Here is a 26,094-nt window from a genome sequence, read left to right as displayed (position 1 = left end):
CTGCGCACCCCATGAGCACCACCGCCTCCGACGCCCTCCCTTCCCGCCTGCAGCAACTGCGCGAACTGTCCGTGGTCGTCGCCGACACCGGTGACTACGACGCGATCGTCCGCCTGCGCCCGGTCGACTGCACCACCAACCCGACCCTGGTGAAGAAGGCGCTGGGCCTGCCGGTGTACGCAGAGTTGATCGAGCGCGAGCTGGCCTGGGCGCGCACGCAGGCGGTGGCGGACAAGTCCGTCGTGGACGAAGTCGCCGACCGCCTCACCGTCGGCGTAGGCGCGATGCTCGCCGGCCTGGTCCCCGGCCGGGTCTCCACCGAGGTCGACGCCGACCTGGCCCACGACACCGCCGCCACCGTGGCCAAGGCGCGCAAGTTCATGGCCATGTATGCCGAGCGCGGCGTCCCGCGCGACAAGATCCTGATCAAGGTTGCCGCCACCTGGGAAGGCGTGGAGGCCGCGCGCCAGCTGCAGGCCGAGGGCATCGACTGCAACCTGACCCTGATCTTCAACCCGACCCAGGCGATCGCCTGCGCCGAGGCGGGTGCGTTCCTGATTTCGCCCTTCGTCGGCCGCATCCTCGACTGGTACAAGTCCCGCGGCCAGGTGCCGGCCACGATCGACGAGGATCCGGGGGTGGTGTTCGTGCGCGGGGTCTACGCGGAGTTCAAGCGACGCGGCACGGCCACGGTGGTGATGGGGGCTTCGTTCCGCTCGGTCGAGCAGGTGCTGGCGCTGGCCGGCTGCGACCGCTTGACCATCTCGCCGGAGCTGCTGGAGCAGTTGGAGGCTTCCGATGGCCACGTCGAGCGCCGGCTGGCGCCGCTGCCGCGCGAGGAGCGGGTGATCGTCCCGGTGAACGAGGCCCGCTTCGCCGCCGACCTGGCTGCCGATGCGATGGCCAGCGAGAAGCTGGCGGAGGGCATCGCCGCCTTCGCCAGGGACCTGGACGCGCTGCGCGCGGACATCGCGCAGCGGCTGGCCTGACGCGGGAAGGGGGCCGCAAGAGCGCCGGCTCCGGTGGGGGCCGCGTAGGGCGCAGCGTCACCGGACGGTGTCGGGTCGCCCCCTGAAGTGGGCTCCTACAAGGGGCAGGAGATGCCGGTGCCGCGGAGGGCGCAGTAGCCGGCCGGGTTCTTCGACAGGTACTGCTGGTGGTAGTCCTCGGCGTGGAAGAACGGCGGCGGCGGCCAGGCGATTCCGGTGGTGACCGGCGGGTAGCCGGAGGCCTGCAGCGATGCCTGGTAGGCGTCGCGGCTGGCCAGCGCGGTCGCGTGCTGGGCGGGGGTGTGGCAGTAGAGGGCCGAGCGGTACTGGCTGCCGATGTCGTTGCCCTGGCGCATGCCCTGGGTCGGGTCGTGGCTCTCCCAGAAGGTCTTCAGCACGGTGGCGAAATCCACCTGCGCGGGGTCGTAGACCACCCGCACCACCTCGGCGTGGCCGGTCCGGCCCGAGCACACTTCCTCGTAGGTCGGGTTCGGCGTGCCGCCGCCGGCGTAGCCGACGGCGGTGGTGAACACGCCCGGCAGCTGCCAGAACCTGCGCTCGGCGCCCCAGAAGCAGCCCAGGCCGAGGTCGACCGTTTCCATGCCGGGGAAATCGCCGCGCAGCGGGCGGCCGTGCACGTGGTGGGCGTTGTGCAGCGGCAAGGGCTGCTCGCGGCCCGGGAGCAGGTCCTGGTCGCGCGGCAGCCGCTGCTTCCAGGCGCCGACTCCGGGCGGACCGGGCAGGGATCCGGGGGTCATCGCGGGCTCCGTCAGGCCGGCAACAGGCCGGGTTCGCCATCAGGAATGGGGTCGGGTTCGTCGCCACCCAAGCCCGCCGCCTGCAACGCCGCGTCCGCGTCGGGTACGCAGGGGTCGGGCACGCAGACCCGCAGCACGCCGAACAGCGGCAGTTCGCCGGCACCGCCAAGCAGGTTCTCGCCGAAGACGAAGGCAGGGATGCCGGCATCCTCCAGCGCGTGGCGGGCGAGATGGGCGTCGATCAGGTTGTGGGCGCGGTAGACGACCTGCATGGCGTTCTCCAGGCTGCCCGAAGCATACGCCCGACGGCCCGCCGCCGGGGCCGCTCGGCTAAACTGCCGGTTTGGCCTTCGACTCCCCCGCTCCATGTCCCTTTCCGACACGCCCGCCCCGCCCGCCGACGCCCTCCCGGAGAAGCGCGACTTCATCCGCCAGATCGTCCGCGAGGACCTGGCCAGCGGCAAGCACACCGCGATCCGCACCCGCTTCCCGCCCGAGCCCAACGGCTACCTGCACATCGGCCATGCCAAGGCGATCTGCCTGGACTTCGGCGTGGCCGCCGAGTTCGGCGGGCGCTGCAACCTGCGCTTCGACGACACCAATCCGGCGAAGGAAGACCCGGAGTTCGTCGCCGCGATCCAGGACGACGTGCGCTGGCTGGGCTTCGACTGGGCCAGCCTGCGCCACGCCTCGGACTACTTCGGCGTGTACTACCTGGCCGCGCTCAAGCTCATCCGCGACGGCAAGGCCTTCGTCTGCGACCTGTCGGCCGAGGAGGTGCGCGCCTATCGCGGCACGCTGACCGAACCGGGACGCAACTCGCCGTACCGCGAGCGCAGCGTCGAGGAGAACCTGGACCTGTTCGCGCGCATGCGCGCCGGCGAGTTCGCCGACGGCGCCCGCACCCTGCGCGCGAAGATCGACATGGCCTCGGGCAACATCAACCTGCGCGACCCGGCGCTGTACCGGATCAAGCACGTCGAGCACCAGAACACCGGCGACGAATGGCCGATCTACCCGATGTACGACATCGCCCATGCCCTGGGCGACGCGATCGAGGGCATCACCCATTCGCTGTGCACGCTGGAGTTCGAGGACCATCGCCCGCTGTACGACTGGTGCGTGGACAACGTCGACCTGGCCGGCAACCCCGACCTGCTCGAACCGCTGCTCGCCCGCGGCCTGCCGAAGGAAGCGGCCAAGCCGCGCCAGATCGAGTTCTCGCGCCTGAACATCAACTACACGGTGATGAGCAAGCGCAAGCTGACCCAGCTGGTCGCCGAGAACCTGGTCGACGGCTGGGACGATCCGCGCATGTACACCCTGCAGGGCCTGCGCCGCCGCGGCTACACGCCGGCCTCGCTGCGCCTGCTGGTGGATCGCGTGGGCATTTCCAAGCAGAACTCGGTGATCGACTTCTCGGTACTGGAAGGCTGCCTGCGCGAGGACCTGGACGCGGTCGCGCCGCGGCGGATGGCCGTGGTCGATCCGCTGAAGCTGGTGCTGGCCAACCTGGCCGAGGGCCATGAAGAGTCGCTCACCTTCCCCAACCATCCCAAGGACGAGTCGCAGGGCGAGCGCCAGGTGCCGTTCGCGCGCGAGCTGTGGATCGAGCGCGAGGATTTCGCCGAGGTCCCGCCGAAGGGCTGGAAGCGGCTGGTGCCCGGCGGCGAAGCGCGCCTGCGCGGCGCCGGCATCGTCCGCATCGACGAGGTGGTGAAGGACGACGCCGGCCAGGTCGTGGAACTGCGCGGCTGGCTGGATCCGGAATCGCGCCCGGGCATGGAAGGCGCAAACCGCAAGGTCAAGGGCACCATCCACTGGGTCAGCGCACCGCATGCGGTGGCCGCCGAGATCCGCCTGTACGACCGCCTGTTCTCGGTGGAAAAGCCTGACGACGAATCCGACGGCAAGACCTACCGCGACCACCTCAACCCGGAATCGAAGAAGACCGTGCAGGGCTGGGTCGAGCCGGCCGCGGCGCAGGCCGTGCCGGAACAGTCGTTCCAGTTCGAGCGCACCGGCTACTTCGTCGCCGACCGCCGCGATCATGCGCCAGGCAAGCCGGTGTTCAACCGCAGCGTGACCCTGCGCGACACCTGGGCCGCGGGCTGAGCGCGGCGGCCATGCTCTACGCCCAGGTCCACCTCACCCTGCCCGCCTGGATCCACGAGGCGTTCGACCAGGCGGCGACCTTCGTCTCAGACGAGGACAAGGTCGCGCTGGCGATCGAACTGTCGCGGCGCAATGTCGAGGCGCGCAGCGGCGGGCCGTTCGGCGCTGTGGTGTTCGGCCCGGATCATCGGGTGATCGCCGCCGGGGTGAACCGGGTGGTGCCGCACACCACCTCGCTGGCGCATGCGGAGAACATGGCCTACATGCTCGCCCAGCAGCGGCTGCAGGCGCCGCGCCTGAACGACGTGCTGGCGCCGGTGACCCTGGCCACCTCCTCGCAACCGTGCTGCCAGTGCTACGGCGCCACCATCTGGGCCGGCATCGACCGCCTGCTGATCGGCGCCCGCGCCGAGGATGTGATGGAACTGACCGAGTTCGACGAAGGCCCGCTGCCGGCGGACTGGATCGGCGAACTGGAGAAGCGCGGTATCGCCGTGGCCCGCGACATCCTGCGCACCGATGCGCGCGCGGTGCTGCGCGCCTACGGCGAAAGCGGCGGCGAGAACTACTGATGCGTGGCAACGCGTGCCGCGCGCGACGCCGGGAACACGCATGAACGGCCTGCTCGGCTACTGCCGCCAGGGCTTCGAACCGGAGCTGGCCGCCGAACTGGGCGAGCGCGCGGCAATGGCCGGGATCGCCGGCTATGCACGCGCCAGCCGCGACGATGGTTACGTACTGTTCGTCACTGGCGACGAGGCCGACGCACGGGCACTGGACCGCGCCCTGCCCTTCCGCGACCTGGTGTTCCCACGGCAGAAGCTGCGCCTGTTCGCCGAACTGCGCGGACTGGATCCGAAGGACCGCCTCACCCCGCTGCTCGCCGCACTGCCCGGCGACCTGCGCATCGGCGACCTGTGGGTCGAGCATCCGGATTCGGACGCGGGCAAGCCGCTGTCGGCGCTGGCGCGCAGCTTCGGCAACGCGCTGCGCCCGGCCCTGCGCAAGGCCGGCGTCCTTTCGCCGAAGGAGGATCCGCGGCTGCCGCGCCTGCACGTGTGCTTCCTCGCCGGCGACCACGCGCTGCTGGCGCTGGCCGATCCGCGCGACAGCGCGCCGTGGCCGCTGGGCATCCCGCGGCTGAAGCTGCTGCCCGACGCACCTTCGCGCTCGGCGCTGAAGCTGGAGGAAGCCTTCCTCGTCCTGCTCGACGCCGGCGAGCGCGAACGCCTGCTGCGCCCGGGCATGACCGCCGCCGACCTCGGCGCCGCGCCCGGCGGCTGGACCTGGGTGCTCACCCGCCAGCACCTGCGCGTCACCTCGGTCGACAACGGCCCGCTGCGCCAGCACGTGCTCGACACCGGCCTGGTCGAGCACCTGCGCGCCGACGGCTTCCACTGGCAGCCGGCACGGCCGCTGGACTGGATGGTCTGCGACATGGTGGAGCAGCCGGCCAAGGTCGCCGCGCGCATGGCGCAGTGGTTCCGCGAAGGCTGGTGCCGGCACGCGGTGTTCAACCTCAAGCTGCCGATGAAGAAGCGCTGGCAGGAGACCCGGCTGTGCCTGGACCTGTTCGCCGCGCAGGCCGGGCGCCCGCTGCAGGTGCGCGCGAAACAGCTCTACCACGACCGCGAAGAGATCACCGTCTTCGCCACGCCCTTGTAGGAGCTGACTTCAGTCGGCGAAACGGTCGACGCGGAATCACAGCGGCGTCGCCTGTGCCGGCGGCGCCGTGTCGCCGACTGAAGTCAGCTCCTACAGACAGCAGCCGGATGCCGCACGGGGCCAGGCGCAAACGACCGCGACGGCGCCAGCTCAGGGCAGGAACGGGAACACCAGCTTCAGCAGCGCCTTCACCGCGCCCTCGGCGCTGGTCGACACGGCCTTGGCGCCGAGGCTGTTGAGCGCGTTGCGCGCGTCTTCCCAGCGCAGCTTGGCCACGTCCTTCTTCAGCAGGTCGGCCAGTTCCTCCGAACCGGGCGCCAGCCTGCGCAGTTCCTTCACCACCGCTTCGGTGTCCGGCTGCAGGAAACCGCTGCGCTCGGCCAGCGCCACCAGGGTATCGAAGCGCACCGCCAGCACTTCGCGATTGCGCTCGTACACCGGCAGCGCACCAGCATCGAGGATCGCCTGTTCGAACAGCTGGCGGTCGTCGGGATGCTCCACGCGCACGGCGAGGAAACCGTCCTTGCGGCTGCGCTCGCTGACATGGCGGCTGCCGGCGCGCAGGTTGGCGGACGCCAGCACGTTGCCGAGGATCCGGCGCAGCGCGGCGTCGGCGGGCTCGGCCACCAGCTGGCGCCAGCGCGCGTAGCCGTCGCGGCGCAGCGCGCGCAGTTTCGCCGGAGTGACGCGCAGCTGCTGGGCGGCGGCGTGGTTGCTGGCGTTGCGGTCGATCGCGCCGTCGCGTTCGAGCAGCACGAACACCAGCAACTCCATGTCGCGCCGGCTCAGCGCGCCGAAACCCTGCAGCTGGGTCTGGCGCAGGAATTCGGCGGCGAACGCGGCCGGGTCGTTCAGTTCCAGCGGTTGCATCGGCTTGCTCTCCTCCAATGCGCCAGTATCGGCGGTGCCCGTCGCAGCAGCCGGGACTGCCGCAGGCATCTTACGCCGCGCCTGTGGCGCCGGGCCCGCCCGGCGGGCTTCCCTTCGCGCGGGCCTGCGTGCCAGGGCGCGTGCTGCGCGGGCCGCACGCACGAACGGCTGGCGTTGCTTCGTGACATCGCCTTATCGTTCGGGACGTCACGCCGCCATTCGCACCCCGGAGAAAACATGCACCCGTTGCGACTGAGCCGCCGCCACCTGCTGTCCACGCTGGCCGCCGCGGGCATCGGCGCAGCCCTGCCCGCCGGCGCAAAAGGAACCACCGCGGCACCGGTCTCGACACCCGCGCCTGGGCCGCGGCGCAAGGACTCCATCGGCGTGGCCCTGGTCGGCCTGGGCGGCTACGCGACCCACCAGTTGGCGCCGGGCCTGCGACTGGCCGCGCACTGCCACCTCGCCGGCATCGTCACCGGTTCGCCAGAGAAGATCCCGGCGTGGCAGCAGGAGTACGGCATCCCCGACGCCAACGTGTACGGCTACGACGACTTCGACCGCATCGCCGACAACCCCGCCATCCAGGCGGTCTACATCGCGACCCCGAACGACCTGCACAAGCCGCTGGCCCTGCGCGCGGCCAACGCCGGCAAGCACGTGTGGTGCGAGAAGCCGATGGCGATGGATGCGGCAGAGGGCCAGGCGATGGTCGACGCCTGCCGCGCCAACAGGGTCCAGCTGGCCATCGGCTACCGCCTGCAGCACGAACCGAACACGCGGCGGCTGATGGCGATGGCGCGCGAGCTTCCCTACGGCAGGATCCTGCGGATCCGCGCCGAGGCCGGATTCCATGCCTACGACGACGTCGACCCGGCGAACAAGCCGTGGCGCCTGCTGCCGCAGCACGGCGGCGGGGCGATGTACGACATGGGCGTGTATGCGCTGAACGCCGCGCGCTACACCAGTGGCCAGGAACCGGTGGCGGTGAGCGCGCGCCAGGAGATCTGGCGCCCCGGACTGTTCGATGGCGTGGACGAGACCATGCATTTCACCCTGGAATTCGCCGACGGCGCCGTGGCCGAATGCGCGACCAGCTTCGGTCGCAACATGAACCTGCTGCGCGCCGACTGCGAGCGCGGCTGGTACGAGCTGTCGCCGTTCCAGAGCTACGACGGGCTGAAGGGGCGCACCAGCGACGGCCAGGTCTTCGCCGACGCGGTGCCGCACCAGCAGGCCAGGCAGATGGACGACGACGCGCTGGCGATCATCAACAGCACCGCGCCGCTGGTGCCCGGCGAGGAAGGCGTGCGCGACCTGCGCGTGCTCGACGCGATCTTCGCCTCCGCCCGCGCCGGCAGCCGCCGCATCATCCTGTAGGAGCCTGCCCGCCATGATCCGTCCCGCAATCACGTTCGCGTCGCTGGTGTTCCTGCTCGCCGCCGGCGGCGACGCGCTGGCCCAGCGCGGCACGCCGGCCAGCACCTCGCCGCTGCCACCGCCGCCGGCCACGCCGGCGGAACAGCCGCTGCAACGCCAGACCGGCATGGTGGTGCTTGAAGGTCCGAACGGCGAGCGCACCATCATCCGCTCGCTGGAACCGCGCAGCCTGGTCGGTGGCGACCGCTTCGACTTCGACGTGTTCGACGCGGACGGCGACGGCAGCGTGGACCGCAAGGAGGCCGGCGCGGCCGATCGCTACCTGCTGCGCGGGTTCGACCGCACCGACACGAACCGCGACGGCCGCCTGGACCGGGAAGAACTGGCCGGCTGGATCCTGTAGGAGCCCCATTCATGGGCGACCCGAAAGCGTAAGGAAACGCCTCGTTCAACAGCCACGCTTCCGGAGACCCCACGTTCAACAACGCGCCTTCCGGTGCCTGCGGGTCGCCCCCTGAAGTGGGCTCCTGCAAAAAAAGCGCAGAAGCGGCTCAGAGGCCGGCGGCGTGGCGCCACAGCGCGCGCTGCAGCGGCGGCAGTTTCCCCGCCAGGCCCAGCAGCGGGCCGCGGACCAGGGTCGTGGCCGGGTCGGCGTTGGAGAACAGGCGGTTGATGCCTTCGAAGGCGTAGGCCGACACCGCGTTGTCGCTGCGCCGCCTGCGCGCCCGGCGCTGCAGCCGGTGCGCGGCGGTCCGGTCGCTGCGCCGCGCCTGCGCGGCCTCGACTTCGGCGAGCAGCGCGGCCACGTCGCGCAGGCCCAGGTTCACGCCCTGCCCCGCCAGCGGATGGACCACGTGCGCCGCATCGCCCAGCACCAGCACCCGCCCGGCCACCTGGCTGCGGACCAGCTGCCGGCGCAGCGGGAAAGCGGCGCGCTGCGAAACCGGCACCGCGCGCCCAAGCCGCGCCGCCGCCGCATCGGTGAGTTCGAGCGCGAACGCGTCGTCGTCCAGCGCCAGCACGCGCGCGGCCTCGGCGTCAGGCAGGGTCCATACGATCGAACTGCGCCCGCCGGCGAACGGCAGCAGCGCCAGCGGTCCGGTCGGCAGGAAGTGCTGCCACGCGGTGTCCTGGTGCGAACGCGCGGTCTCGATGTAGGCGACCACGCCGCGCTGGCCGTAGTCGTGCGCATCCACTTCCAGCCCGGCCAGCCGGCGCAGGTCCGAACCGGCGCCGTCGGCGGCCACCGCGATCCGTGCCTCCACGCGGCTGCCGTCGTCCAGGCGCAGGCGTGCGCCCGCCGCGTCCTGCTCCAGCGCCTCCACCCGCGCCGGGCAATGCAGCTGCACGCCGGCGGCGGCCAGCGCCGCCCACAGCCGGTCGACCAGCAGGTCGTTCTCCACGATCCAGCCCAGTTCGGCGCGGGCCATCGCCGCCGCGTCGAAGGCCAGTTCACCGCCGCCGGCCGCGTCCCATACGCGCATCGCCCGGTAGGGCTGGGCGCGCGCGGCGAGTACCTGCGGCCACACGCCCAGGCGTTCGAGCAGGGCGGCGTTGTCCGGCGCCAGCGCGTACACGCGCAGGTCCGGCCGTTCGGCCAGCCAGCGCGGTGCCGGGCGCGGTTCGACCAGGGCCACATCGAGCCCGGTGCGGGCCAGCGCCAGCGCGCAGGCCGCGCCGACCACGCCGCCGCCGGCAACCGCCACGTCCAGGCGCGCGCGACCTTTCGCTTTCACATGACCCGTCACCGGCACAGCTCCGGCACGTCGCCGCGGAAGCCCATTGCCCCGCCCACCAGCCACGACTGCAGCCAGCCGGCGCGGTCCGCGGCCAGCAGGCCCAGGCTGCGCAGCGGGCGCAGCAGCGGCGAAGGATTGGCGGTGGTCCGCGCCAGGCCATCTGAGAAGGCGATGGTGCGCTCGCGGTCCTCGCGGCGGCGCTGCGCATGGTGCGCGAGCAGCTCCGCAGCACCGGGATCGCCAGCGCGGGCGCGCAGCGCCTCGGCCAGGGTCAGCGCATCGCGCAGGCCGAGGTTGAAACCCTGCGCCCCGACCGGATGGATGGTCTGGGCGGCGTTGCCCAGCAGCACCGCACGCGGTGCGACCAGCGCCTCGGCAATCGCCGAGGCGATCGGATAGGCACTGCGTTCGCCGGCGCGGAGGAAACGCCCGGCTCGCCAGCCGAAGGCGTCCTGGACCCGCGCCAGCCAGCCGGCCTCGTCCAGCGCGGCGACCGCGGCGGCCTGCGCGGTGGGCACGCCGTGGACCACGCCGTAGCTGCGGTCGCCGCGCGGCAGCAGCGCGGTCGGGCCGCTGTCGGTGAAGCGCTCCCACGCGGTGCCATCGGGCGCGCGTTCGCCGTGCACGCGCGCCACGAACAGGGTCTGGCCGTAGTCGTGGTGGCGCACGGGAATACCCAGCGCTTCGCGCAACGCACTGCGGGTGCCGTCGGCGGCGGCGAGCAGGCGCGCGCGCAGCCGCAGTTCGCCATCGGCGGTGGCCAGGCGCAGGCCGCGCGCCTCGCCATCATCGCCGTCGAGCGCGACGAAACGCGCCGGCCGGTAGCGGGTCAGCCGCGGCAGCCGCGACAGCCGCGCCTCCAGCGCCTCGCCGAAATCGCGGGCGACGACGACCTGGCCGAAGGCCTCGCGGCCGTAATCAGCCGCCTCCAGGCGCACGCTGCCGAAATCGCCGGCGCGGCTGACCTGGATGCGCCGGATCGGCCCGGTCGGCGCGCGCAGTTCGCCCATCACGCCCAGCGCCGACAACGCGTTCACCGAAGCGGCGGCCAGGCTCAGGTTGCGCTGGTCGAACACCGCCGGCAGCTCGGCCGGCGGGGTCGCTTCGACCAGGGCCACGTCCAGCGGCAGCCCGTCCAGGGCGATCGCCAGGCTGGCGCCGACCAGGCCGCCGCCGACGATGACGACATCGTGGGTTCGGATCATGCCCACATGATACGGGGGTGCCGGGGCGCATCGCATCGCTGTGCTCAAGGTGTCCGAGTGGGGAAAAAGCGGAGCCTGGCGGGGTCGGCTAGAATGCGGGTCTGGCCTTCACCCACGCCCGACCATGACCGCCACCACCTCCCGAATCTTCATCCTGTCCGTGCTGGCCCTGCTCATGGCCGCTTCACGCGCCCATGTGTTCGACCACTTCTCGCCGCCGGACGCTAGCTGGGCGGTGTTCTTCATCGCCGGCTTCCACCTGCGCGGCTGGGGCCGCTGGGCGTTCCCGCTGCTGATGGCGCTGGCCATGGCCGTGGACTGGGTGGTGATCTCCAGCCACGACATGGCGTTCTGGGAGCACTACTGCGTCTCGGCCGCGTACTGGGGGCTGATCCCGGCGTACGGCCTGATGTGGGCCGGCGGCAGCTGGCTGCGCCGCAACTACAGCGGCGCCGGCTGGACCTCGCTGGGCCGCCTGCTGGCCGCGTTCGGGGTGGCGGTGCTGGCCTGCCAGTTCGTCGCCCAGGGCACGTTCTACTGGTACAGCGGCGTGGTCGCCGACCCGACCGTGGCCGGCTGGTGGAAGAACTTCAACGACTGGCTGCCGGGCTACGCCGCCACCGCCGCGGCCTACGTCGGCATCGCCACCGTGCTCCAGGTCGCCGCCGAGCGCATCGCGCCGATGCTGCGCGAGCGCCGCGCCGCGCGCTGACGCGGCGCCTGCCGCCGCCATGGGCAACCGCCTCTCGAAGATCTACACCCGCACCGGCGACGACGGCAGCACCGGGCTGGGCGACGGCAGCCGCACCGGCAAGGATTCGCTGCGGGTCGAGGCCTACGGCACCGTGGACGAGGCCAACTCGGCCATCGGCGTGGTCCTGGCCGCCCCGGGCGTGCCCGACGACATCCGCGACCTGCTGACCTCGGTCCAGCACCAGTTGTTCGACCTGGGCGGCGAGCTGTGCATCCCCGGCCATGCCGCGGTCCAGGCCGAGGACATCGACGCGCTGGAGCGCCACCTGGACCGGTTCAACGCCGACCTGCCGGCGCTGAAGGAGTTCATCCTCCCCGCCGGCGGCGAGGCCGCCGCGCGCTGCCACCTGGCCCGCACCATCGTGCGCCGCGCCGAACGCGGGACGGTGGCGCTGTCGCGGGTCGAGGCGGTGCGTGGGGAGGCTGTGCGCTACCTCAACCGCCTGTCCGACCTGCTGTTCGTGCTGGCCCGGGTCCTGGCCCGCGCCGATGGCCAGGGTGAGGTGATCTGGCGCCACGAGCGGCGCAAGGCCCGGTAAGCCCGGCCCTGCGCGGAGCCCGCCCCACCAAAGCCGGATGGCGCCGGGCGCGCGGCCGCGCTAGGTTGGCCGCATGCTGGCCTATACCCATCCCGCTTGCCTGGAGCACGACACCGGCCCGGAACACCCCGAGCAGCCGGCCCGGCTGCGCGTAGTGCTGGATGCCCTGCACCGGGCCTGGCCGGATCTGGACTGGCGCGAGGCGCCCCTGGCCCGGCGCGGCGACCTGCTGCGCGTGCATGCGGCCGAACTGGTGGACGAGGTGCTGGCCCCGGTGGACGGCCCGCTGCTCCGGCTCGACCCGGACACGGTGGTGTCGCCCGGCTCCGGCCGTGCCGCCCTGCACGCGGCCGGCGCCGGCCTGGCCGCGGTCGATGCGGTCATCGCCGGCGAGACCACCACCGCGTTCTGCGCGGTACGCCCGCCGGGCCACCACGCCACCGCCGATGCGGCGATGGGCTTCTGCCTGTTCAACAACATCGCCGTAGCCGCGGCCCACGCGCGCGACCACCACGGGCTGGAACGGGTCGCGATCGTCGACTTCGACGTGCACCACGGCAACGGCACCCAGGCCATCTTCCAGCGCGACCCGGCGGTGGCCTACTTCAGCAGCCACCAGTCGGGGCTGTACCCGCACACCGGCGGCATCCACGATCGCGGCGCCGGCAACCTGTTCAACGCGCTGCTGCCGCCGGGGGGCGGCGGCTTCCGCTTCCGCAACACCTGGCTGGACACGCTGCTGCCGGCGCTGGACACGTTCCGGCCGCAGCTGCTGCTGGTCTCGGCCGGCTTCGACGCGCACCTGGCCGACCCGCTGGCCGACGTGATGCTGGACGCCGAGGACTTCGCCTGGATCACCACCGAACTGCGCGCCATCGCCGCCCACCACGGCGACGGACGGATGGTGTCGATGCTCGAGGGCGGCTACAACCTGGAGGCGCTGGCCGAATCGGCGGGGGCCCACGTCGGCGCCCTGCGCGACTGAGCCCGGGGCCAGCGGACGCGCCCCGACTGAACCCCGCCTGCGCCATGCGCCGGCTTTCATTGCCCGCATGCACCCGCATCCGGCAAGCTACCGGCGATTTTCGGCCCGGATGCCCCCTGCCTGTGCGACCGCCCCTGCGCCTGCTCCCGCTCTCGTTGAGCATTGCCGTATGCCTGCCGGGCACGGCCCTGGCCGCCGACGACAAGCCGCTGAACTGGGCCCTGTGCCCGGCCGGCGACATCATCCCGCCGTTCGAGGGGGCGCCGCCGGCCGCGCAGCCCGGCGACCCGGGGCGCGAGCAGCAGCCCACCGTGATCGAGGGCGACGAACAGAGCGGCACCCGCGCCACCCCGCTGATCCAGGGCAACGTGGCCCTGGTCCGCGGCGACCAGTTCCTCGGCACCGACAGCATCAAGATGGACACCGAGGCCGGCACCTATGTCGCCGAGGGCAGCATCCGCTACCAGGACTCGGGCCTGCGCATCGTCGCCGACCGCGCCGAGGGCAACCATAACACCGACACCCACGTCATCACCAACATCCGTTACCAGCTGGTGGACCGGCGCGGCAACGGCGGCGCCGACTCGATCCAGCTGACCGGCCCGCTGGGCCGCATGAACCACTCCACCTACAGCACCTGCGACCCTTCGCAGCAGATGTGGCAGCTGCGCGCGCAGCAGATCGACGTGGACAGCGACGCGGGCTTCGGCGTGGCCCGCAACGCGGTGCTGCGGCTGGGCAACATCCCGTTCCTGTACGTGCCCTGGTTCAAGTTCCCGGTCGACGATCGCCGCCAGACGGGCCTGCTCTACCCGTCGGTCAGCATGTCCGGGCGCAACGGCTTCGACTACCGCCAGCCGATCTACCTCAACCTGGCGCCGAACTACGACATGACCCTGACGCCGCGCCTGATGACCGAGCGCGGCCTGCTGCTGGACACCGAGTTCCGCTACCTCTACAACGGCGGCCGCGGTACGGCCAACGCCAGCTACATGCCGGACGACGACCTGCGCGACCGCGACCGCGGCCGCTTCCTGTTCAGCGGCTACCACAACCTGGACCGCACCTGGCAGGCGCGCGCCAACGTCGGCTGGGTCAGCGACGACCGCTACGTCGAGGATTTCGCCAACCGCCTGGCCGGCGTCTCCAGCTCCTACCTGCAGAGCACCGCCGGGGTGTTCGGCGTCGGCGAGTACTGGAATGCCGGCGCCATGGCCGAGCATTTCCAGCTCACCGACTACACCCTCACCGACGCCAACCTGCCCTACAGCCGGCTGCCGCGCACCTACGTCAACTGGGAGCAGCCGCTGGGCCAGTGGCTGGACGCGGGCGTGTGGGCCGAGGCGGTGCACTTCCACCACACCGAATTCGCCGGCGGCAGCCGCCTGGACGTGAAGCCCTACATTTCCGCGCGCCTGGGCGGACCGGCCTGGTACGTCACCCCGACCCTGGCCTGGCGCTACACCGCCTACCAGCTCGAGGACGACCTGGCCCAGCAGCTGGGCGGCGACGCCTCGCCGAGCCGCAGCCTGCCGATCACCACCCTGGAAGCGGGCATGTACTTCGACCGCGACACCAGCATCGGCGGCGCCGACTACCTGCACACGCTCGAGCCGCGGCTGTTCTACCTCAACACCCCGTACCGCGACCAGGACGGGCTGCCGCTGTTCGACACCCGGCCGTTCACCTTCAGCTGGGGCCAGCTGTTCCGCGACAACCGCTATTCCGGCGCCGACCGCCAGACCGACGCCAACCAGCTCACCGTGGCCCTGAGCACGCGCCTGATCCGCCAGGCCGACGGCCGCGAGAAGCTGTCGGCCAGCCTGGGCCAGATCCGCTACTTCGAGGACTCGCGGGTGGTGGCGCCGGGCGAGCTGCCGGTGGAGGAAGGCAAGTCGGCCTGGGTGGCCGATGCCAACTACGTGCTCAACGACCGCTGGACCCTGGGCGCGTCCTACCAGTGGGACCCCAAGTTCCGCCGCGAGGACCTGGCCAGCGTGCGCGCCCGCTACCTGTGGCCGGGCGACGGCGTGGCCAACATCGGCTACCGCTACCGCCGCGACCTGCTCGAACAGGCCGACTTCGCCTTCCTGTACCCGATCAACCCGGTCTGGAGCGTGGTCGGCCGCTACTACTACTCGTTCGAGGACGACAAGCTGCTGGAGGCCATCGGCGGCGTGCAGTGGGACAGCTGCTGCCTGGCCGTGCGCCTGCTGGCCCGGCGCTACGTGCGCAACCGCGAAGGCGAGCTGGACAACACCATTCAGGTGGAGTTCGTGCTCAAGGGCCTGGGGTCCGCCGGCCAGGACACGGAGCGCACTTTGCGCCGTGCTATTCTCGGCTACCACCGCGACGACCTCTATCTGGTCCCGCCAAGCAATACCACGCCCCATCCGGACGATTACGATCCGAACCTGATTCCGTGATCTCCCGGATCCCAGATTCCCAGATTCCCGAGCCCCAGATTCCCGAGTCCATGAGCCGACGCCTTTCCGCCCGTCTGACGGGAATCCTCCTGGCGGCCATCGCCGCGTGCGCCCTTCCCGCGATCGCCACCGCGCAGCAGTCGCAGCCGGTCGAGCGCATCGCCGCCGTCGTCAACGAGGACGTGGTCCTGCAGAGCGAGCTGGAGCTGGCCGTGCGCAACGTGCTGGCCCAGTACGCCGGCCGCGAGGACCAGTTGCCGCCGCGCGCGGTGCTCGAGCGCCAGGTGCTCGAGCGCCTGGTCCTGACCCGGCTGCAGGTCGATCGCGCGCGCAGCCAGGGCATCCGCATCAGCGACCAGGAAGTCAACCAGGCCGTCAACGCCATCGCCCAGCAGAACGGGCTGAGCGTGGACGGGTTGCGCCAGCGCCTGGCCGCCGACGGCCTCGGTTTCGACGAGTTCCGCCGCTCGCTGGCCGACGAGATCCTGATCCAGCGCCTGCGCCAGAGCTTCGCCCAGAGCCGGATCAACGTCAGCGAAGGCGAGATCGACGCCGCGCTCGCGCAGCAGGCCGGTGGCCGCCAGTACCACCTGGCGCACATCCTGGTCGGCGTGCCCGAAGGTGCCACCGCCGAGCAGATCGCCACCGGCGAGCGCAAGATCGAAGGCATCAGGAACGTCATCGACCGCGGCGAACTGAGCTTCCACGCCGCCGCCGTGCGCTACTCCGACAGCCCCAACGCGCTGGAAGGCGGCGACCTGGGCTGGCGCAGCGCCGACGAGATCCCGTCCGCGTTCGCCCAGGCCATCACCGGGCTATCCCCCGGCCAGATCCTCGGCCCGCTCCGCGGGCCCAGCGGCTTCCAGCTGCTGCAACTGGTCGAAGTACGCGACGACGCCGGCGGCGGCGCGAAGCAGACGGTCACCGAGTACCACGTGCGCCATATCCTGGTGCGGGTCAACGATCGCCAGGACGAGGCAGCCGCGCGCGCGCGCATCGACACCCTGCGCGCGCGCATCGCCGGCGGCGCCGGTTTCGAGGACGTGGCGCGCGAGTCGTCCGAGGACAACAACACCCGCGGCCAGGGCGGCGACCTGGGCTGGTTCCCGGCCGATGCCTACGGTCCCGACTTCGGCAACCAGGTGACCGCACTGGCCGACGGCGGCGTGTCGCAGCCGTTCCGCACCGACGCCGGCTGGCACGTGATCCAGCGCGTGGCCGAACGGCAGACCGACGTCACCGACAACAACCGCCGCGCGCAGGTCCGCGAGACCATCGGCCGCCGCAAGCTGGAAGAGGAATACAACCGCCACCTGCAGGAAATGCGGGGCGAGGCCTACGTCGTGTTCCGCAGCGGCGACCGCACCGACGAAACCACCGCTCCGGCGGCGGCCACCGACGCGCCGCCCGCCGGCGGCTGACGGCGGCACCATGTCCCTGCCCCGGCTCGCGCTGGTACCGGGCGAACCGGCCGGGGTCGGGCCTGAACTGTGCGTGCGCCTGGCCCAGCGGCCGCGCACCGACTGCACCCTGGTCGCCTTCGCCGATCCTGCCGCGCTGCAGGCGGCCGCCGCGGCGCTGTCGCTGCCGCTCAACCTGCTGCACGAGGACCAGCCGGCGCAGGCGCCCGGCGACCTGCCGCTGCGCATGTTCCCCAACGCCAACGCGGCGGTCTTCGGCCGGCCCGATCCGCGCAACGCCGGCGCGGTGGTCGGCGCCCTGCTCGCCGCCGCCGACGGCTGCATGCGCGGCGACTTCGCCGGCATGGTCACCGGGCCGGTGCAGAAGGCCACGATCAACGAGGGCGGGATCGCCTACACCGGCACCACCGAGCTGCTCGCCGGCCACGCCGGCCGCGAGGTGGTGATGATGCTGGCCAACGATATCGTCCGGGTCGCGCTGGCCACCACCCACCTGCCGCTGCGCCAGGTCGCCGACGCGATCGACGCGCCGCTGCTGCGCCGGGTGCTGCGGACCACGCATGCGGCGCTGTGCGCGGACTTCGGCATCGCCGCGCCGGTGATCGCGGTGCTGGGCCTGAACCCGCACGCAGGCGAGAGCGGGCACCTGGGCAGCGAGGAGATCGACACGATCATCCCCGTGCTGGAGGAACTCCGCGGCGAGGGCATGGCGCTGGTCGGGCCACTGCCGGCCGATACGGCGTTCCTGCCCGGCAAGCTGCGCGGGTTCGACGCGGTGCTGGCGATGTACCACGACCAGGGATTGCCGGTGCTCAAGTACAGCGGCTTCGAGCGTGCGGTGAACCTGACCCTCGGGCTGCCCTACCCGCGCGTGGCCGTCGACCACGGCACCGCGCCGGACCTGGCCGGCCGCGGGCTGGCCGATCCGTCGAGCCTGGAGGCGGCGGTAACCACCTGCGCCCGCATCGCAGTGCTGCGCTCCTTGTAGGAGCTCCCTTCAGGGGCGACCCGGGATGGTCGGATCACAGCGGCGTTCAAGGCGACCGATCCGGAGGCCATGCGTTGAACGCAGCGTCTCCCGGCGTGACCGGGTCGCCCCTGAAGGGAGCTCCTACAGCAGCTCGCCGGTTTCGCGGGGGGCGGGGGGCTTGAGGCCCAGGTGGCGGTACGCCTTGGACGTGGCCATGCGGCCGCGCGCGGTGCGCACCAGGAAGCCCTGCTGGATCAGGTAGGGCTCGATCACGTCCTCGAGCGTGCCGCGCTCCTCGGAAAGGGAGGCGGCCAGCGATTCCACCCCGACCGGGCCGCCGTCGAAGTGCTCGACGATGATGCGCAGCAGGCGCCGGTCGAGTTCGTCGAAGCCTTCCGGATCGACCTTGAGCATGGCCATCGCCGCCTCGGCGGTGGCCGCGTCGATGTGGCCGCCGGCGCGGACCTGGGCGTAGTCGCGCACGCGGCGCAGCAGGCGGTTGGCGATGCGCGGGGTGCCGCGCGCGCGCCGCGCGATCTCGCCGGCGCCGGTGGCCTCGCAGTCGATGCCCAGGATCGCCGCCGAGCGGCGCACGATCCGGGTCAGTTCCTCCGGGCTGTAGAACTCCAGGCGCTGGACGATGCCGAAGCGGTCGCGCAGCGGCGCGGTGAGCAGGCCGGCGCGGGTGGTGGCACCGATCAGGGTGAAGGGCGGCAGGTCGAGCTTGATCGAGCGCGCGGCCGGACCCTCGCCGATCATGATGTCGATCTGGAAATCCTCCATCGCCGGATAGAGGACTTCCTCGACCACCGGCGACATGCGGTGGATCTCGTCGATGAACAGCACGTCGTGCGGCTGCAGGTTGGTCAGCAGTGCGGCCAGGTCGCCGGCCTTCTCGATCACCGGGCCGGAAGTGACCCGCAGGTTCACCCCCAGTTCGTTGGCGATCACATGGCTGAGCGTGGTCTTGCCCAGTCCCGGCGGACCGAAGATCAGCACGTGATCCATGGCCTCGCCGCGGCGGCGGGCGGCCTCGATGTAGATCGCCAGTTGCTCGCGCACCGGCTGCTGGCCCAGGTATTCGTCCAGGCGCTTCGGGCGGATCGAGGCCTCGATGGCCTCGTCCTCGCGGGTTGCGCCGGAGGCGATGATGCGGTCGTCGGTCATGCGCCCAATTATGGCCCGTTATGGCCGGTTCTGGCCGGCTCAGATCTCGACCTGGGAACCGAGTTCGACCAGCCGGTTGCCCGGGATGCGGAAGAAGCCGGTGGCCGGCGCGGCGTTGCGGTGCATCACCGCGAACACCCGGTCGCGCCAGATCGGCATGCCGCGGCGGGCGCTGGCGACGATGGTCTCGCGGCTGGCGAAGTAGGTCGTATCCATCGGGTCGAACGACATCCCGCCCACGTCGCAGGCGCGCATCAGCGCCAGCGGCACGTCCGGGGTCTCCATGAAGCCGAAGCGCACCACCAGCCGGTAGAAATCGTCGCCGATCTGCTCCAGCTTCAGCCGCCGCTCGACCGGCGCGTGCGGCACCGGCAGCGTCTCCACGGTGAGGAACACGTTGCGCTCATGCAGGACCTTGTTGTGCTTGAGGTTGTGCAGCAGCGCGTGCGGCACCACGGTGCCGTCGGTGGTCAGGAACACCGCGGTGCCCGGCACTCGCGCCGGCGGCGCCAGCATCAGCCCCGGGATGAAGGTGTCGACCCGGATGCCGTCCTTGCGCAGTTCCTCGCGCATCAGTTCGCGGCCGCGGCGCCAGGTCCGCATCAGGGTGAACAGGACGATGCCCAGCACCACCGGAAACCACGCGCCCTGCAGCAGCTTGGCGCCGTTGGCCACGACGAAGGCCAGGTCGATCAGGAAGAACGGCACGCACAGCGCCAGCACCCAGCCGCGCCAGCGCGGCCACAGCACCCGCGCCACCAGCGCCAGCAGCAGGGTGTCGATCAGCATGGTGGCCGAGACCGAGATGCCGTAGGCCACGGCCAGGTTGCTGGAGCTGCGGAACGCCAGCACCAGCCCCAGCACCATCGTCATCAGCAGCCAGTTGATCCCGGGGACGTAGATCTGGCCGATGGTGTCGTGCGAGGTGTGCTTGATCCGCATGCGCGGGATGTAGCCCAGCTGCATGGCCTGGCGCGACACCGAGAAGGCGCCGGTGATCACCGCCTGCGAGGCGATCACCGCGGCCAGGGTGGCCAGCACGATCATCGGGTACAGCGCCCAGTCCGGCACCGCTTCGTAGAACGGGTTCCTGACCAGCTCCGGGTGTTCCAGCACCAGCGCGCCCTGCCCCAGGTAGTTCAGCAGCAGGCACGGCAACACGAAGAAGTCCCAGCCGTGGCGGATCGGCGGGGCGCCGAAGTGGCCCATGTCCGCGTACAGCGCCTCGCCGCCGGTCACCGCCAGCACCACCGCGCCGAGGATGAACACGCCCTGCCAGCCGTGCTCCATGAAGAACAGCACGGCCCACCACGGATTGAACGCCTTCAGCACCTCCGGCGCCTCGACGATGTTCCAGGCACCGATCGCCGCCAGCGCCAGGAACCACAGCACCATCACCGGCCCGAACACCTTGCCCACCTTCTCGGTGCCGAAGCGCTGGGCCATGAACACCAGCAGCAGCACCGCCACGGTGATCGGCACGATGAAGTGGTGCAGCCCGGGTGCGGCGATCTCCAGGCCCTCGACCGCGCCGAGCACCGAGATCGCCGGGGTGATCACCCCGTCGCCGAAGAACAGCGAGGCGCCGAAGATGCCGAGGATGCCCACCACGTAGGCCGAGCGCGAGCCGTCCTTCAGGGTGCGCTGAGCCAGCGCCATCAGCGCCATGATCCCGCCCTCGCCCTCGTTGTCGGCGCGCATGATGATGGTCACGTACTTCAGCGTGACCACCAGCATCAGCGACCAGAATCCCAGCGACAGCACGCCCAGCACCGTGTCGTGGTCGCTGTCCAGGCCGTAGTGCGGCGAGAACGCCTCCTTGAGCGTGTACAGCGGGCTGGTGCCGATGTCGCCGAAGACCACGCCGATCGCGCCGACCACCAGCGCCAGGTACGCGGCGCGGGGCCCGTGCACGGGCGCGCCGTGGTGGCCGGGGGCAGGCGTGGGGGTGTGCGCTGCGGACATGGCGTGCCTAGGTTAGCGCGGTCGCGCAATGGGAATGTGCGGAAGCCTGGCGGCGGCTCAGCGCAGTGCCGACTGCAACGCCTTGCGGATGATCGCCGCGGCCTCGTCGCCGGCGGCGGCCGCGTCGCGTGCCATGCGCGCCGCTTCGACCGGTTTGTAGCCCAGCTGCTGCAGGGCGGTGGCCGCGTCGGCGACCGGGTCGCCGGCCGCCGCCGGCATGCCGCCGGGCACGCCGGTGCCGGTCAGGCCCGCGGCACGGTCGCGCAGTTCCACCACCATGCGCTCGGCGGTCTTCTTGCCGATGCCGGGGATCCGGGTCAGCGCGGTGACGTCGCCGGCCTGCACCAGCCGCGCGAACTCGTCCACGCTCACCCCCGACAGCACCGCCAGCGCGATCTTCGCGCCGATGCCGCTGACCTTCTGCACGTCGCGGAACAGGCGCCGCTCCGGTTCGCGCAGGAACCCGTACAGCGAGACGCTGTCCTCCTTCTGCGCGTAGTGGGTGAACAGCGACACCTCGCGGCCGAGTTCGGGCAGGTCGTAGAAAGTGCTCATCGGCGCCTCCAGCTCGTAGCCGACGCCGTTGACGTCGACCACCAGCCACGGCGGTTGCTTGAGGGCGAGGATGCCACGCAGGCGTCCGATCATGCTGCCGCTCCTGGAGGGATGACGGTGGGATTCACTTGCGGCTCCAGGCCAGGCGCGCGTCGACGCCGAGCCGCTGCGCGGTGGCTCGCACGTGGGCATGGGTCAGGGCGATGGCCAGCGCGTCGGCCGCGTCGGCCTGGACCTTGCCGGTCAGGCCGAGCATGGCCGCGACCATGTGCTGGATCTGCGCCTTGTCGGCGGCGCCGGTGCCGACCACCGCCAGCTTGACCTCGCGCGCGGCGTACTCGCTCACCGGCAGGTCGCGCAGGACCACCGCGCTGATCGCCGCGCCGCGAGCCTGGCCGAGCTTGAGCGCCGAATCGGCGCTGCGGCCGACGAAGACCTGCTCGATCGCCACTTCCTGCGGCCGGAACTCCTCGATCAGCGCGGCCAGCCCGTGCAGCAGCCGCTTCAGGCGGTCGGCGAAGCCGCCCTCGCCCAGCAGCAGCAGCGGCTGGTGGTGGACGTGGCGCACACGGCCGGCGCCGTCCACGTCGATGATGCCGATGCCGGTGCGCTGCGAGCCCGGATCGATGCCCAGGATGCGCACGCCGGCCAGCGCTGCCGGACGCGGCGCGTTCACGCGGCGACCCCCGGAAGGAATGCCAGCAACGCCACCGCGACCGCTTCGCCCCGGCACGGGTGCATGGTCAGCCGGCGTCGCCCAGGTCGGCGTTGGACCAGACGTTCTGCACGTCGTCCAGGTCCTCGAGCATGGCCAGCATCTTCTTCACCTGCAACGCGGTGTCGCCGGACACGGCGACGTCATTGTCGGCGCGGAACCCCACCTCCGCGTAGCCCGGCGCCAGGCCGGCGGCGGACATCGCCTGCTTCACCGCCTCGAAACTCTCCGGCGTGGTGAGCACGTCGATCGCGCCGTCTTCCGGGTAGGCCACGATGTCGTCGGCGCCGGCCTCGATCGCCGCCTCGGTGATCCTCTCTTCGTCGCCGCCCTCGTAGCTGAGCACGCCCAGGCGCTTGAACATGAAGGCCACCGAGCCCTCGGTGCCCATGTTGCCGCCGTTCTTGCTGAAGGCGTGGCGCACGTCGGCCACGGTGCGCACGCGGTTGTCGGTGAGGCAGTCGACGATCACCGCCACCCCGCCCGGCGCGTAGCCTTCGTAGCGCACTTCCTCGTACTCGACGCCCTCGAGCTCACCGGTGGCCTTCTTCACCGCCCGCTCCATCACGTCCTTGGACATGTTGGCGGCCAGCGCCTTGTCCATCGCCGTGCGCAGGCGCGGGTTGTTGGCCGGGTCGCCGCCGCCGGCGCGGGCGGCCACCCCGATCTCGCGGATCAGCTTGGTGAACACCTTGCCGCGCTGGGCGTCGGTGGCGTTCTTGCGGGCTTCGATCGACGGGCCTCTACCCATGGCGCTTTCCTGGTGCTGCGTTGCGAAGCGGTGATTTTACACCCGGCCCCGCTCGACGATGCAGCGGCTCAGGGCGGATCGCCGCCGCTGTCGTCCACGCCATGCGCCTCGAACCGGCCCTCGCGCAGGAAACTGACTGACTGCCGCGCCGCCTGGCGTGAAAGCAGCAGCCCGCTGTGGCTGGCGTCCACGCAGCAATGGTCGGCCAGGCCGTCCAGCCGGGTCTCGGCCACCGCCACGGTGCCGTCGCTGGGGCCGTCGAAGCGGGCGAACCAGCGGCCGAAGCCCAGCGCTCGCGTGCCGGCGACCATGCCGACCTCGGCCGGCCCGGTCCACGGCGCGCAACCGCGGCGCAGCAGCGTCCCCGCCCGCCCGAGGGTCCACGCCGTGGCCCGGTGCGTGCGCAGGCCGCGTGCCGCGTCGCTGCCACGCAGCGGCGAACCCAGGCAGACCACGCGGCGGACGCCGGGGAAATCGCCCTGGCGCAGCGCCTCCAGCGCCATCAGTCCGCCCAGGCTGTGGGCAACGACCGCGTCGACCCGCGCCAGGCGCGGAAGCAGCGCGGGCACCACCGTGCCGGGCCCGGCCAGCGCGCCCGGATAGGCGAACACTTCGGTGACGAATCCTTCCCGCCGCAGCCAGCCCGCCATCCAGCCCATCGACAGCCCCGGCATCCACAGGCCGTGCAGCAGCAGGACGCGGCCGCCGCCGGCCATCGACCCGGCCGCTGACGGCTCAGCCGCCATCAGCGGCGGCCGGGCGGCGCAGGATGAACTCGAGGTCGCGTACGCGGCCCACCGGGAATTCGTAGCTGCCCACGCGCTCGAAGCCGTACCGCGCATAGAACCGCTGCGCGCCGAAGTTTTCCGACCACACCCCGATCCACAGCGTGCGCGGGCCGTCGCGCAGCAACCAGCGCTCGGCTTCATCGAACATGCGCCCGCCCCAGCCGCCGCCCTGGTGCGAAGCCAGCACGTACAGGCGCTTGAGCTCGCCGTCGCCGGCGGCGACCTGCGGATGCGGCAAGCCGCACGGCCCGGCGGCGGCATGGCCCACGGCCACGCCGTCCTCTTCCAGCAGCCACACCGCGTAGTCCGGATGGGCGAGGATGACCGCCTGCTTCTCCACCGGGTAGGCATCGGCCAGGAAGAACGCCAGGTCTTCCGGCGGATACAGATGGCCGAAGGTCTCGACGAAGGTGCGCGCGGCCAGCGACGACAGTGTCGCCGCGTCGTCGGGGGTGGCGCGCCGGATGGACAGGGACATCCCGTCGATTCCCGGATCTTCCTCAGTCCTTCCCGTCCGCCCGCACCTTCACGTGCACCTCGGCCAGCTGCGCATCGGCGATGGGCGACGGCGCGCCGGTCATCAGGCACTGCGCACCGGTGGTCTTCGGGAACGGGATCACGTCGCGGATCGACTCGGTGCCGGCCATCAGCGCGGCAATGCGGTCGATGCCGAAGGCGATGCCGCCGTGCGGCGGGGCGCCATAGTTGAGCGCATCGAGCAGGAAGCCGAACTTGGCCTGCGCCTCCTCGGCGCCGATGCCCAGCAGCTCGAACACCGCGCTCTGCATCTCCGGGCGGTGGATGCGGATCGAACCGCCGCCGATCTCGTTGCCGTTGAGGACCATGTCGTAGCCGCGCGACACCGCGGTCTTCGCGTGCGCACGCAGTTCGGCGATGTCGTCCACCGCCGGCGCGGTGAACGGATGGTGCAGGGCCACGTAGCGCTGCGCCTCCTCGTCCCACTCGAACATCGGGAAGTCGGTGACCCACAGCGGGGCCCAGCGGTCGGCGACCAGGTTGAAGTCCTTGCCGGCCTTCAGCCGCAGCGCGCCCATGAAGTCGGAGACCTTGTTGTAGCCGCCGGCGCCGAAGAACACGATGTCGCCGTTGCCGGCGCCGACGTGGGCAACCAGCGCGGCGAACGCGGCCTCGTCGAAGAACTTGGCGATCGGCGAGGACACCGCGCCGGCCTCGTCGATCTTGATGTAGGCCAGGCCCTTGGCGCCGTACTTGGCGGCGTGGGCGGCGTACTCGTCGATCTGCTTGCGCGACAGCGCCGCGCCGCCGGGGATGCGGAGCGCGGCCACGCGCCCGTCCGGATCGTTGGCGGCGGCGCTGAACACCGCGAACTGGCTGTCCTTCACCAGCGCGGCCACGTCGGCCAGCTCCAGCGCGATGCGCAGGTCCGGCTTGTCCGAACCGTAGCGGCGCATCGCCTCGGCCCAGGTCATGCGCGGGAACTGCGCGTCCAGCTCCACATCGATCACTTCCCTGAAGATCGCGCGGATCATGCCTTCCACGTAGTCCTGCACATCGCGCTCGCGGACGAAGGCGAACTCCATGTCCAGCTGGGTGAACTCGAGCTGGCGGTCGGCGCGCAGCGCCTCGTCGCGGAAGCAGCGGGCGATCTGGTAGTAGCGGTCGAAGCCGGCCACCATCAGGATCTGCTTGAACAGCTGCGGGCTCTGCGGCAGCGCGTAGAACTCGCCGGCGTGCATGCGCGCCGGGACCAGGAAGTCGCGCGCGCCCTCGGGCGTGGCCTTGGTCAGAATCGGCGTCTCGATGTCCTGGAAACCGTCCGCGTCCAGGTGCCGGCGCAGCGCCTGCACCAGCTTGATGCGGGTGCGCTGCATGCGCTGCATCTCCGGGCGGCGCAAGTCGAGGTACCGGTACTTCAGGCGGGTTTCCTCGCCCGGGTTCTCGTGGGCGTGGAACGGCAGCGGCGCGGCCTTGTTGAGCACGGTGATCTTCGTGGCGATCACCTCGACCTTGCCGGTCGGGATCTTCGTGTTCACCGCCTCGCGCGCGCGGACCACGCCCTCGACCTGGATCACGTCCTCGTAGCCCAGCGCCGCGGCGACCGCGAACACCTCCACGTTCGACGGCTCCACCGTCACCTGGACGATGCCCTCGTGGTCGCGCAGGTCGATGAAGCACACGCCGCCGAGGTTGCGGGCCACGTCGGTCCAGCCGGCGAGGGTGAGGGTCTGGCCGATCAGGGTCTCGTCGACCAGGCCGCAGAAGTGGGTACGCATGGGAACTCCGGGGGAGGCCGGCGCCGGGGCACCGGTGAACGCGATATTTTGCGGCCCGCGGGCGGTCCGGGCAAACCGGACCC

25 protein-coding genes are annotated in these 26,094 nt (G+C 71.5%); 12 read left to right on the top strand and 13 right to left on the bottom strand.

Going from position 1 to position 26,094, the window contains the following annotated elements; genetic code table 11:
* Positions 1–11 precede the first annotated feature (11 nt).
* Positions 12–989: a transaldolase gene (locus tag CSC64_RS01770; protein WP_162433614.1), complete on the top strand. Its 978-nt coding sequence runs from the start codon at positions 12–14 to the stop codon at positions 987–989.
* A gap of 95 nt (positions 990–1,084) precedes the next feature.
* Here the strand turns inward: CSC64_RS01770 and msrA are convergent, their stop codons facing one another.
* Both msrA and CSC64_RS01760 read right to left on the bottom strand, forming a co-directional pair.
* Entirely contained in the window at positions 1,085–1,747 is a 663-nt protein-coding gene (gene msrA / locus CSC64_RS01765; RefSeq protein WP_162433613.1) for a peptide-methionine (S)-S-oxide reductase MsrA, read from the bottom strand.
* A gap of 11 nt (positions 1,748–1,758) precedes the next feature.
* Entirely contained in the window at positions 1,759–2,019 is a 261-nt protein-coding gene (locus tag CSC64_RS01760; RefSeq protein WP_162433612.1) for a putative signal transducing protein, read from the bottom strand.
* A 94-nt stretch (positions 2,020–2,113) separates the two neighbouring features.
* Here CSC64_RS01760 and CSC64_RS01755 point away from each other — a divergent pair, with 94 nt between their 5' ends.
* From CSC64_RS01755 to rlmM, 3 genes are read left to right on the top strand one after another with little or no spacing between them, the layout of a single operon-like run.
* A complete protein-coding gene (locus CSC64_RS01755) occupies positions 2,114–3,862 on the top strand; it encodes a glutamine--tRNA ligase/YqeY domain fusion protein (RefSeq protein WP_162433611.1) in 1,749 nt (582 codons plus the stop codon).
* An 11-nt stretch (positions 3,863–3,873) separates the two neighbouring features.
* Entirely contained in the window at positions 3,874–4,434 is a 561-nt protein-coding gene (locus tag CSC64_RS01750) for a nucleoside deaminase (protein WP_162433610.1), read from the top strand.
* Between the two features lie 40 nt (positions 4,435–4,474).
* Positions 4,475–5,527 (top strand): 23S rRNA (cytidine(2498)-2'-O)-methyltransferase RlmM, encoded by a 1,053-nt coding sequence (rlmM, locus tag CSC64_RS01745; protein ID WP_162433609.1) that lies wholly within the window; start codon positions 4,475–4,477, stop codon positions 5,525–5,527.
* A 150-nt stretch (positions 5,528–5,677) separates the two neighbouring features.
* Here rlmM and CSC64_RS01740 read toward each other — a convergent pair whose 3' ends face one another.
* Positions 5,678–6,397, bottom strand: coding sequence for a hypothetical protein (locus CSC64_RS01740; RefSeq protein WP_162433676.1), 720 nt, complete (start codon positions 6,395–6,397; stop codon positions 5,678–5,680).
* A gap of 237 nt (positions 6,398–6,634) precedes the next feature.
* On the opposite strand from CSC64_RS01740, the gene CSC64_RS01735 reads away from it, so the two are divergent.
* Both CSC64_RS01735 and CSC64_RS01730 read left to right on the top strand, forming a co-directional pair.
* Positions 6,635–7,777 carry a Gfo/Idh/MocA family protein gene (locus CSC64_RS01735; protein ID WP_162433608.1) on the top strand — a complete coding sequence of 381 codons (1,143 nt, stop codon included), beginning with the start codon at positions 6,635–6,637 and terminating at the stop codon, positions 7,775–7,777.
* Positions 7,778–7,790: 13 nt separating this feature from the next.
* Complete coding sequence (locus CSC64_RS01730) at positions 7,791–8,180, top strand: EF-hand domain-containing protein (protein ID WP_162433607.1); 390 nt, start codon at positions 7,791–7,793, stop codon at positions 8,178–8,180.
* 148 nt (positions 8,181–8,328) lie between these two features.
* Here the strand turns inward: CSC64_RS01730 and CSC64_RS01725 are convergent, their stop codons facing one another.
* Complete coding sequence (locus tag CSC64_RS01725; protein ID WP_238389712.1) at positions 8,329–9,513, bottom strand: UbiH/UbiF family hydroxylase; 1,185 nt, start codon at positions 9,511–9,513, stop codon at positions 8,329–8,331.
* An 8-nt stretch (positions 9,514–9,521) separates the two neighbouring features.
* Positions 9,522–10,721 carry a 2-octaprenyl-6-methoxyphenyl hydroxylase gene (ubiH, locus tag CSC64_RS01720; protein WP_162433605.1) on the bottom strand — a complete coding sequence of 400 codons (1,200 nt, stop codon included), beginning with the start codon at positions 10,719–10,721 and terminating at the stop codon, positions 9,522–9,524.
* A 124-nt stretch (positions 10,722–10,845) separates the two neighbouring features.
* On the opposite strand from ubiH, the gene CSC64_RS01715 reads away from it, so the two are divergent.
* The 6 genes from CSC64_RS01715 (at position 10,846) to pdxA (ending at position 17,833) form a co-directional block, all read left to right on the top strand.
* Positions 10,846–11,433 (top strand): hypothetical protein, encoded by a 588-nt coding sequence (locus CSC64_RS01715; protein ID WP_162433604.1) that lies wholly within the window; start codon positions 10,846–10,848, stop codon positions 11,431–11,433.
* 19 nt (positions 11,434–11,452) lie between these two features.
* Positions 11,453–12,013, top strand: coding sequence for a cob(I)yrinic acid a,c-diamide adenosyltransferase (locus CSC64_RS01710; RefSeq protein ID WP_162433603.1), 561 nt, complete (start codon positions 11,453–11,455; stop codon positions 12,011–12,013).
* 73 nt (positions 12,014–12,086) lie between these two features.
* Positions 12,087–12,998 (top strand): histone deacetylase family protein, encoded by a 912-nt coding sequence (locus tag CSC64_RS01705; protein WP_162433602.1) that lies wholly within the window; start codon positions 12,087–12,089, stop codon positions 12,996–12,998.
* A 122-nt stretch (positions 12,999–13,120) separates the two neighbouring features.
* A complete protein-coding gene (gene lptD, locus CSC64_RS01700; protein WP_425501645.1) occupies positions 13,121–15,424 on the top strand; it encodes an LPS assembly protein LptD in 2,304 nt (767 codons plus the stop codon).
* Between the two features lie 50 nt (positions 15,425–15,474).
* On the top strand, positions 15,475–16,845 hold the full coding sequence (locus tag CSC64_RS01695) for a peptidylprolyl isomerase (RefSeq protein ID WP_162433600.1): 1,371 nt from the start codon (positions 15,475–15,477) through the stop codon (positions 16,843–16,845).
* Positions 16,846–16,855: 10 nt separating this feature from the next.
* A complete protein-coding gene (pdxA, locus tag CSC64_RS01690; RefSeq protein ID WP_162433599.1) occupies positions 16,856–17,833 on the top strand; it encodes a 4-hydroxythreonine-4-phosphate dehydrogenase PdxA in 978 nt (325 codons plus the stop codon).
* Between the two features lie 123 nt (positions 17,834–17,956).
* On the opposite strand, the gene ruvB is transcribed toward pdxA, so the two are convergent.
* The 8 genes from ruvB to aspS all read right to left on the bottom strand — a co-directional run bounded on the left by ruvB (position 17,957) and on the right by aspS (position 26,011).
* Positions 17,957–18,982 carry a Holliday junction branch migration DNA helicase RuvB gene (gene ruvB / locus CSC64_RS01685; RefSeq protein WP_162433598.1) on the bottom strand — a complete coding sequence of 342 codons (1,026 nt, stop codon included), beginning with the start codon at positions 18,980–18,982 and terminating at the stop codon, positions 17,957–17,959.
* A gap of 39 nt (positions 18,983–19,021) precedes the next feature.
* Positions 19,022–20,947 (bottom strand): potassium transporter Kup, encoded by a 1,926-nt coding sequence (locus tag CSC64_RS01680; protein ID WP_162433597.1) that lies wholly within the window; start codon positions 20,945–20,947, stop codon positions 19,022–19,024.
* 57 nt (positions 20,948–21,004) lie between these two features.
* Positions 21,005–21,595 carry a Holliday junction branch migration protein RuvA gene (gene ruvA / locus CSC64_RS01675; RefSeq protein WP_162433596.1) on the bottom strand — a complete coding sequence of 197 codons (591 nt, stop codon included), beginning with the start codon at positions 21,593–21,595 and terminating at the stop codon, positions 21,005–21,007.
* A gap of 31 nt (positions 21,596–21,626) precedes the next feature.
* Positions 21,627–22,145: a crossover junction endodeoxyribonuclease RuvC gene (gene ruvC, locus CSC64_RS01670; RefSeq protein WP_162433675.1), complete on the bottom strand. Its 519-nt coding sequence runs from the start codon at positions 22,143–22,145 to the stop codon at positions 21,627–21,629.
* A 100-nt stretch (positions 22,146–22,245) separates the two neighbouring features.
* Positions 22,246–22,968, bottom strand: coding sequence for a YebC/PmpR family DNA-binding transcriptional regulator (locus CSC64_RS01665; RefSeq protein WP_162433595.1), 723 nt, complete (start codon positions 22,966–22,968; stop codon positions 22,246–22,248).
* Between the two features lie 68 nt (positions 22,969–23,036).
* The gene (locus tag CSC64_RS01660) at positions 23,037–23,714 is read right to left on the bottom strand and encodes an esterase/lipase family protein (RefSeq protein WP_162433594.1); all 678 of its coding nucleotides are present in this window, start codon (positions 23,712–23,714) and stop codon (positions 23,037–23,039) included.
* Entirely contained in the window at positions 23,704–24,234 is a 531-nt protein-coding gene (locus tag CSC64_RS01655) for a GNAT family N-acetyltransferase (RefSeq protein ID WP_162433593.1), read from the bottom strand. Before CSC64_RS01655 ends, CSC64_RS01660 begins: the two co-directional genes overlap by 11 nt.
* 22 nt (positions 24,235–24,256) lie before the next feature.
* Positions 24,257–26,011: an aspartate--tRNA ligase gene (gene aspS, locus CSC64_RS01650; protein WP_162433592.1), complete on the bottom strand. Its 1,755-nt coding sequence runs from the start codon at positions 26,009–26,011 to the stop codon at positions 24,257–24,259.
* Positions 26,012–26,094 lie beyond the last annotated feature (83 nt).

This window comes from Pseudoxanthomonas koreensis (assembly GCF_010093225.1).
GTDB classification, from domain to species: Bacteria; Pseudomonadota; Gammaproteobacteria; order Xanthomonadales; family Xanthomonadaceae; genus Pseudoxanthomonas; species Pseudoxanthomonas koreensis.
This window is presented reverse-complemented; position numbering and strand designations above follow the sequence as displayed.

Coding starts and splice junctions, on each gene's coding strand:
- CSC64_RS01750 (WP_162433610.1), top strand. CDS start 3,874: ATGCTCTACGCCCAGGTCCACCTCACCCTGCCCGCCTGGATCCACGAG.
- CSC64_RS01705 (WP_162433602.1), top strand. CDS start 12,087: ATGCTGGCCTATACCCATCCCGCTTGCCTGGAGCACGACACCGGCCCG.
- ubiH (WP_162433605.1), bottom strand. CDS start 10,721: ATGATCCGAACCCACGATGTCGTCATCGTCGGCGGCGGCCTGGTCGGC.
- msrA (WP_162433613.1), bottom strand. CDS start 1,747: ATGACCCCCGGATCCCTGCCCGGTCCGCCCGGAGTCGGCGCCTGGAAG.
- CSC64_RS01660 (WP_162433594.1), bottom strand. CDS start 23,714: ATGGCGGCTGAGCCGTCAGCGGCCGGGTCGATGGCCGGCGGCGGCCGC.
- CSC64_RS01695 (WP_162433600.1), top strand. CDS start 15,475: ATGAGCCGACGCCTTTCCGCCCGTCTGACGGGAATCCTCCTGGCGGCC.
- CSC64_RS01655 (WP_162433593.1), bottom strand. CDS start 24,234: ATGTCCCTGTCCATCCGGCGCGCCACCCCCGACGACGCGGCGACACTG.
- CSC64_RS01770 (WP_162433614.1), top strand. CDS start 12: ATGAGCACCACCGCCTCCGACGCCCTCCCTTCCCGCCTGCAGCAACTG.
- aspS (WP_162433592.1), bottom strand. CDS start 26,011: ATGCGTACCCACTTCTGCGGCCTGGTCGACGAGACCCTGATCGGCCAG.
- CSC64_RS01710 (WP_162433603.1), top strand. CDS start 11,453: ATGGGCAACCGCCTCTCGAAGATCTACACCCGCACCGGCGACGACGGC.
- CSC64_RS01760 (WP_162433612.1), bottom strand. CDS start 2,019: ATGCAGGTCGTCTACCGCGCCCACAACCTGATCGACGCCCATCTCGCC.
- CSC64_RS01680 (WP_162433597.1), bottom strand. CDS start 20,947: ATGTCCGCAGCGCACACCCCCACGCCTGCCCCCGGCCACCACGGCGCG.
- CSC64_RS01735 (WP_162433608.1), top strand. CDS start 6,635: ATGCACCCGTTGCGACTGAGCCGCCGCCACCTGCTGTCCACGCTGGCC.
- rlmM (WP_162433609.1), top strand. CDS start 4,475: ATGAACGGCCTGCTCGGCTACTGCCGCCAGGGCTTCGAACCGGAGCTG.
- CSC64_RS01665 (WP_162433595.1), bottom strand. CDS start 22,968: ATGGGTAGAGGCCCGTCGATCGAAGCCCGCAAGAACGCCACCGACGCC.
- ruvB (WP_162433598.1), bottom strand. CDS start 18,982: ATGACCGACGACCGCATCATCGCCTCCGGCGCAACCCGCGAGGACGAG.
- CSC64_RS01755 (WP_162433611.1), top strand. CDS start 2,114: ATGTCCCTTTCCGACACGCCCGCCCCGCCCGCCGACGCCCTCCCGGAG.
- ruvA (WP_162433596.1), bottom strand. CDS start 21,595: ATGATCGGACGCCTGCGTGGCATCCTCGCCCTCAAGCAACCGCCGTGG.
- CSC64_RS01730 (WP_162433607.1), top strand. CDS start 7,791: ATGATCCGTCCCGCAATCACGTTCGCGTCGCTGGTGTTCCTGCTCGCC.
- pdxA (WP_162433599.1), top strand. CDS start 16,856: ATGTCCCTGCCCCGGCTCGCGCTGGTACCGGGCGAACCGGCCGGGGTC.
- CSC64_RS01740 (WP_162433676.1), bottom strand. CDS start 6,397: ATGCAACCGCTGGAACTGAACGACCCGGCCGCGTTCGCCGCCGAATTC.
- CSC64_RS01715 (WP_162433604.1), top strand. CDS start 10,846: ATGACCGCCACCACCTCCCGAATCTTCATCCTGTCCGTGCTGGCCCTG.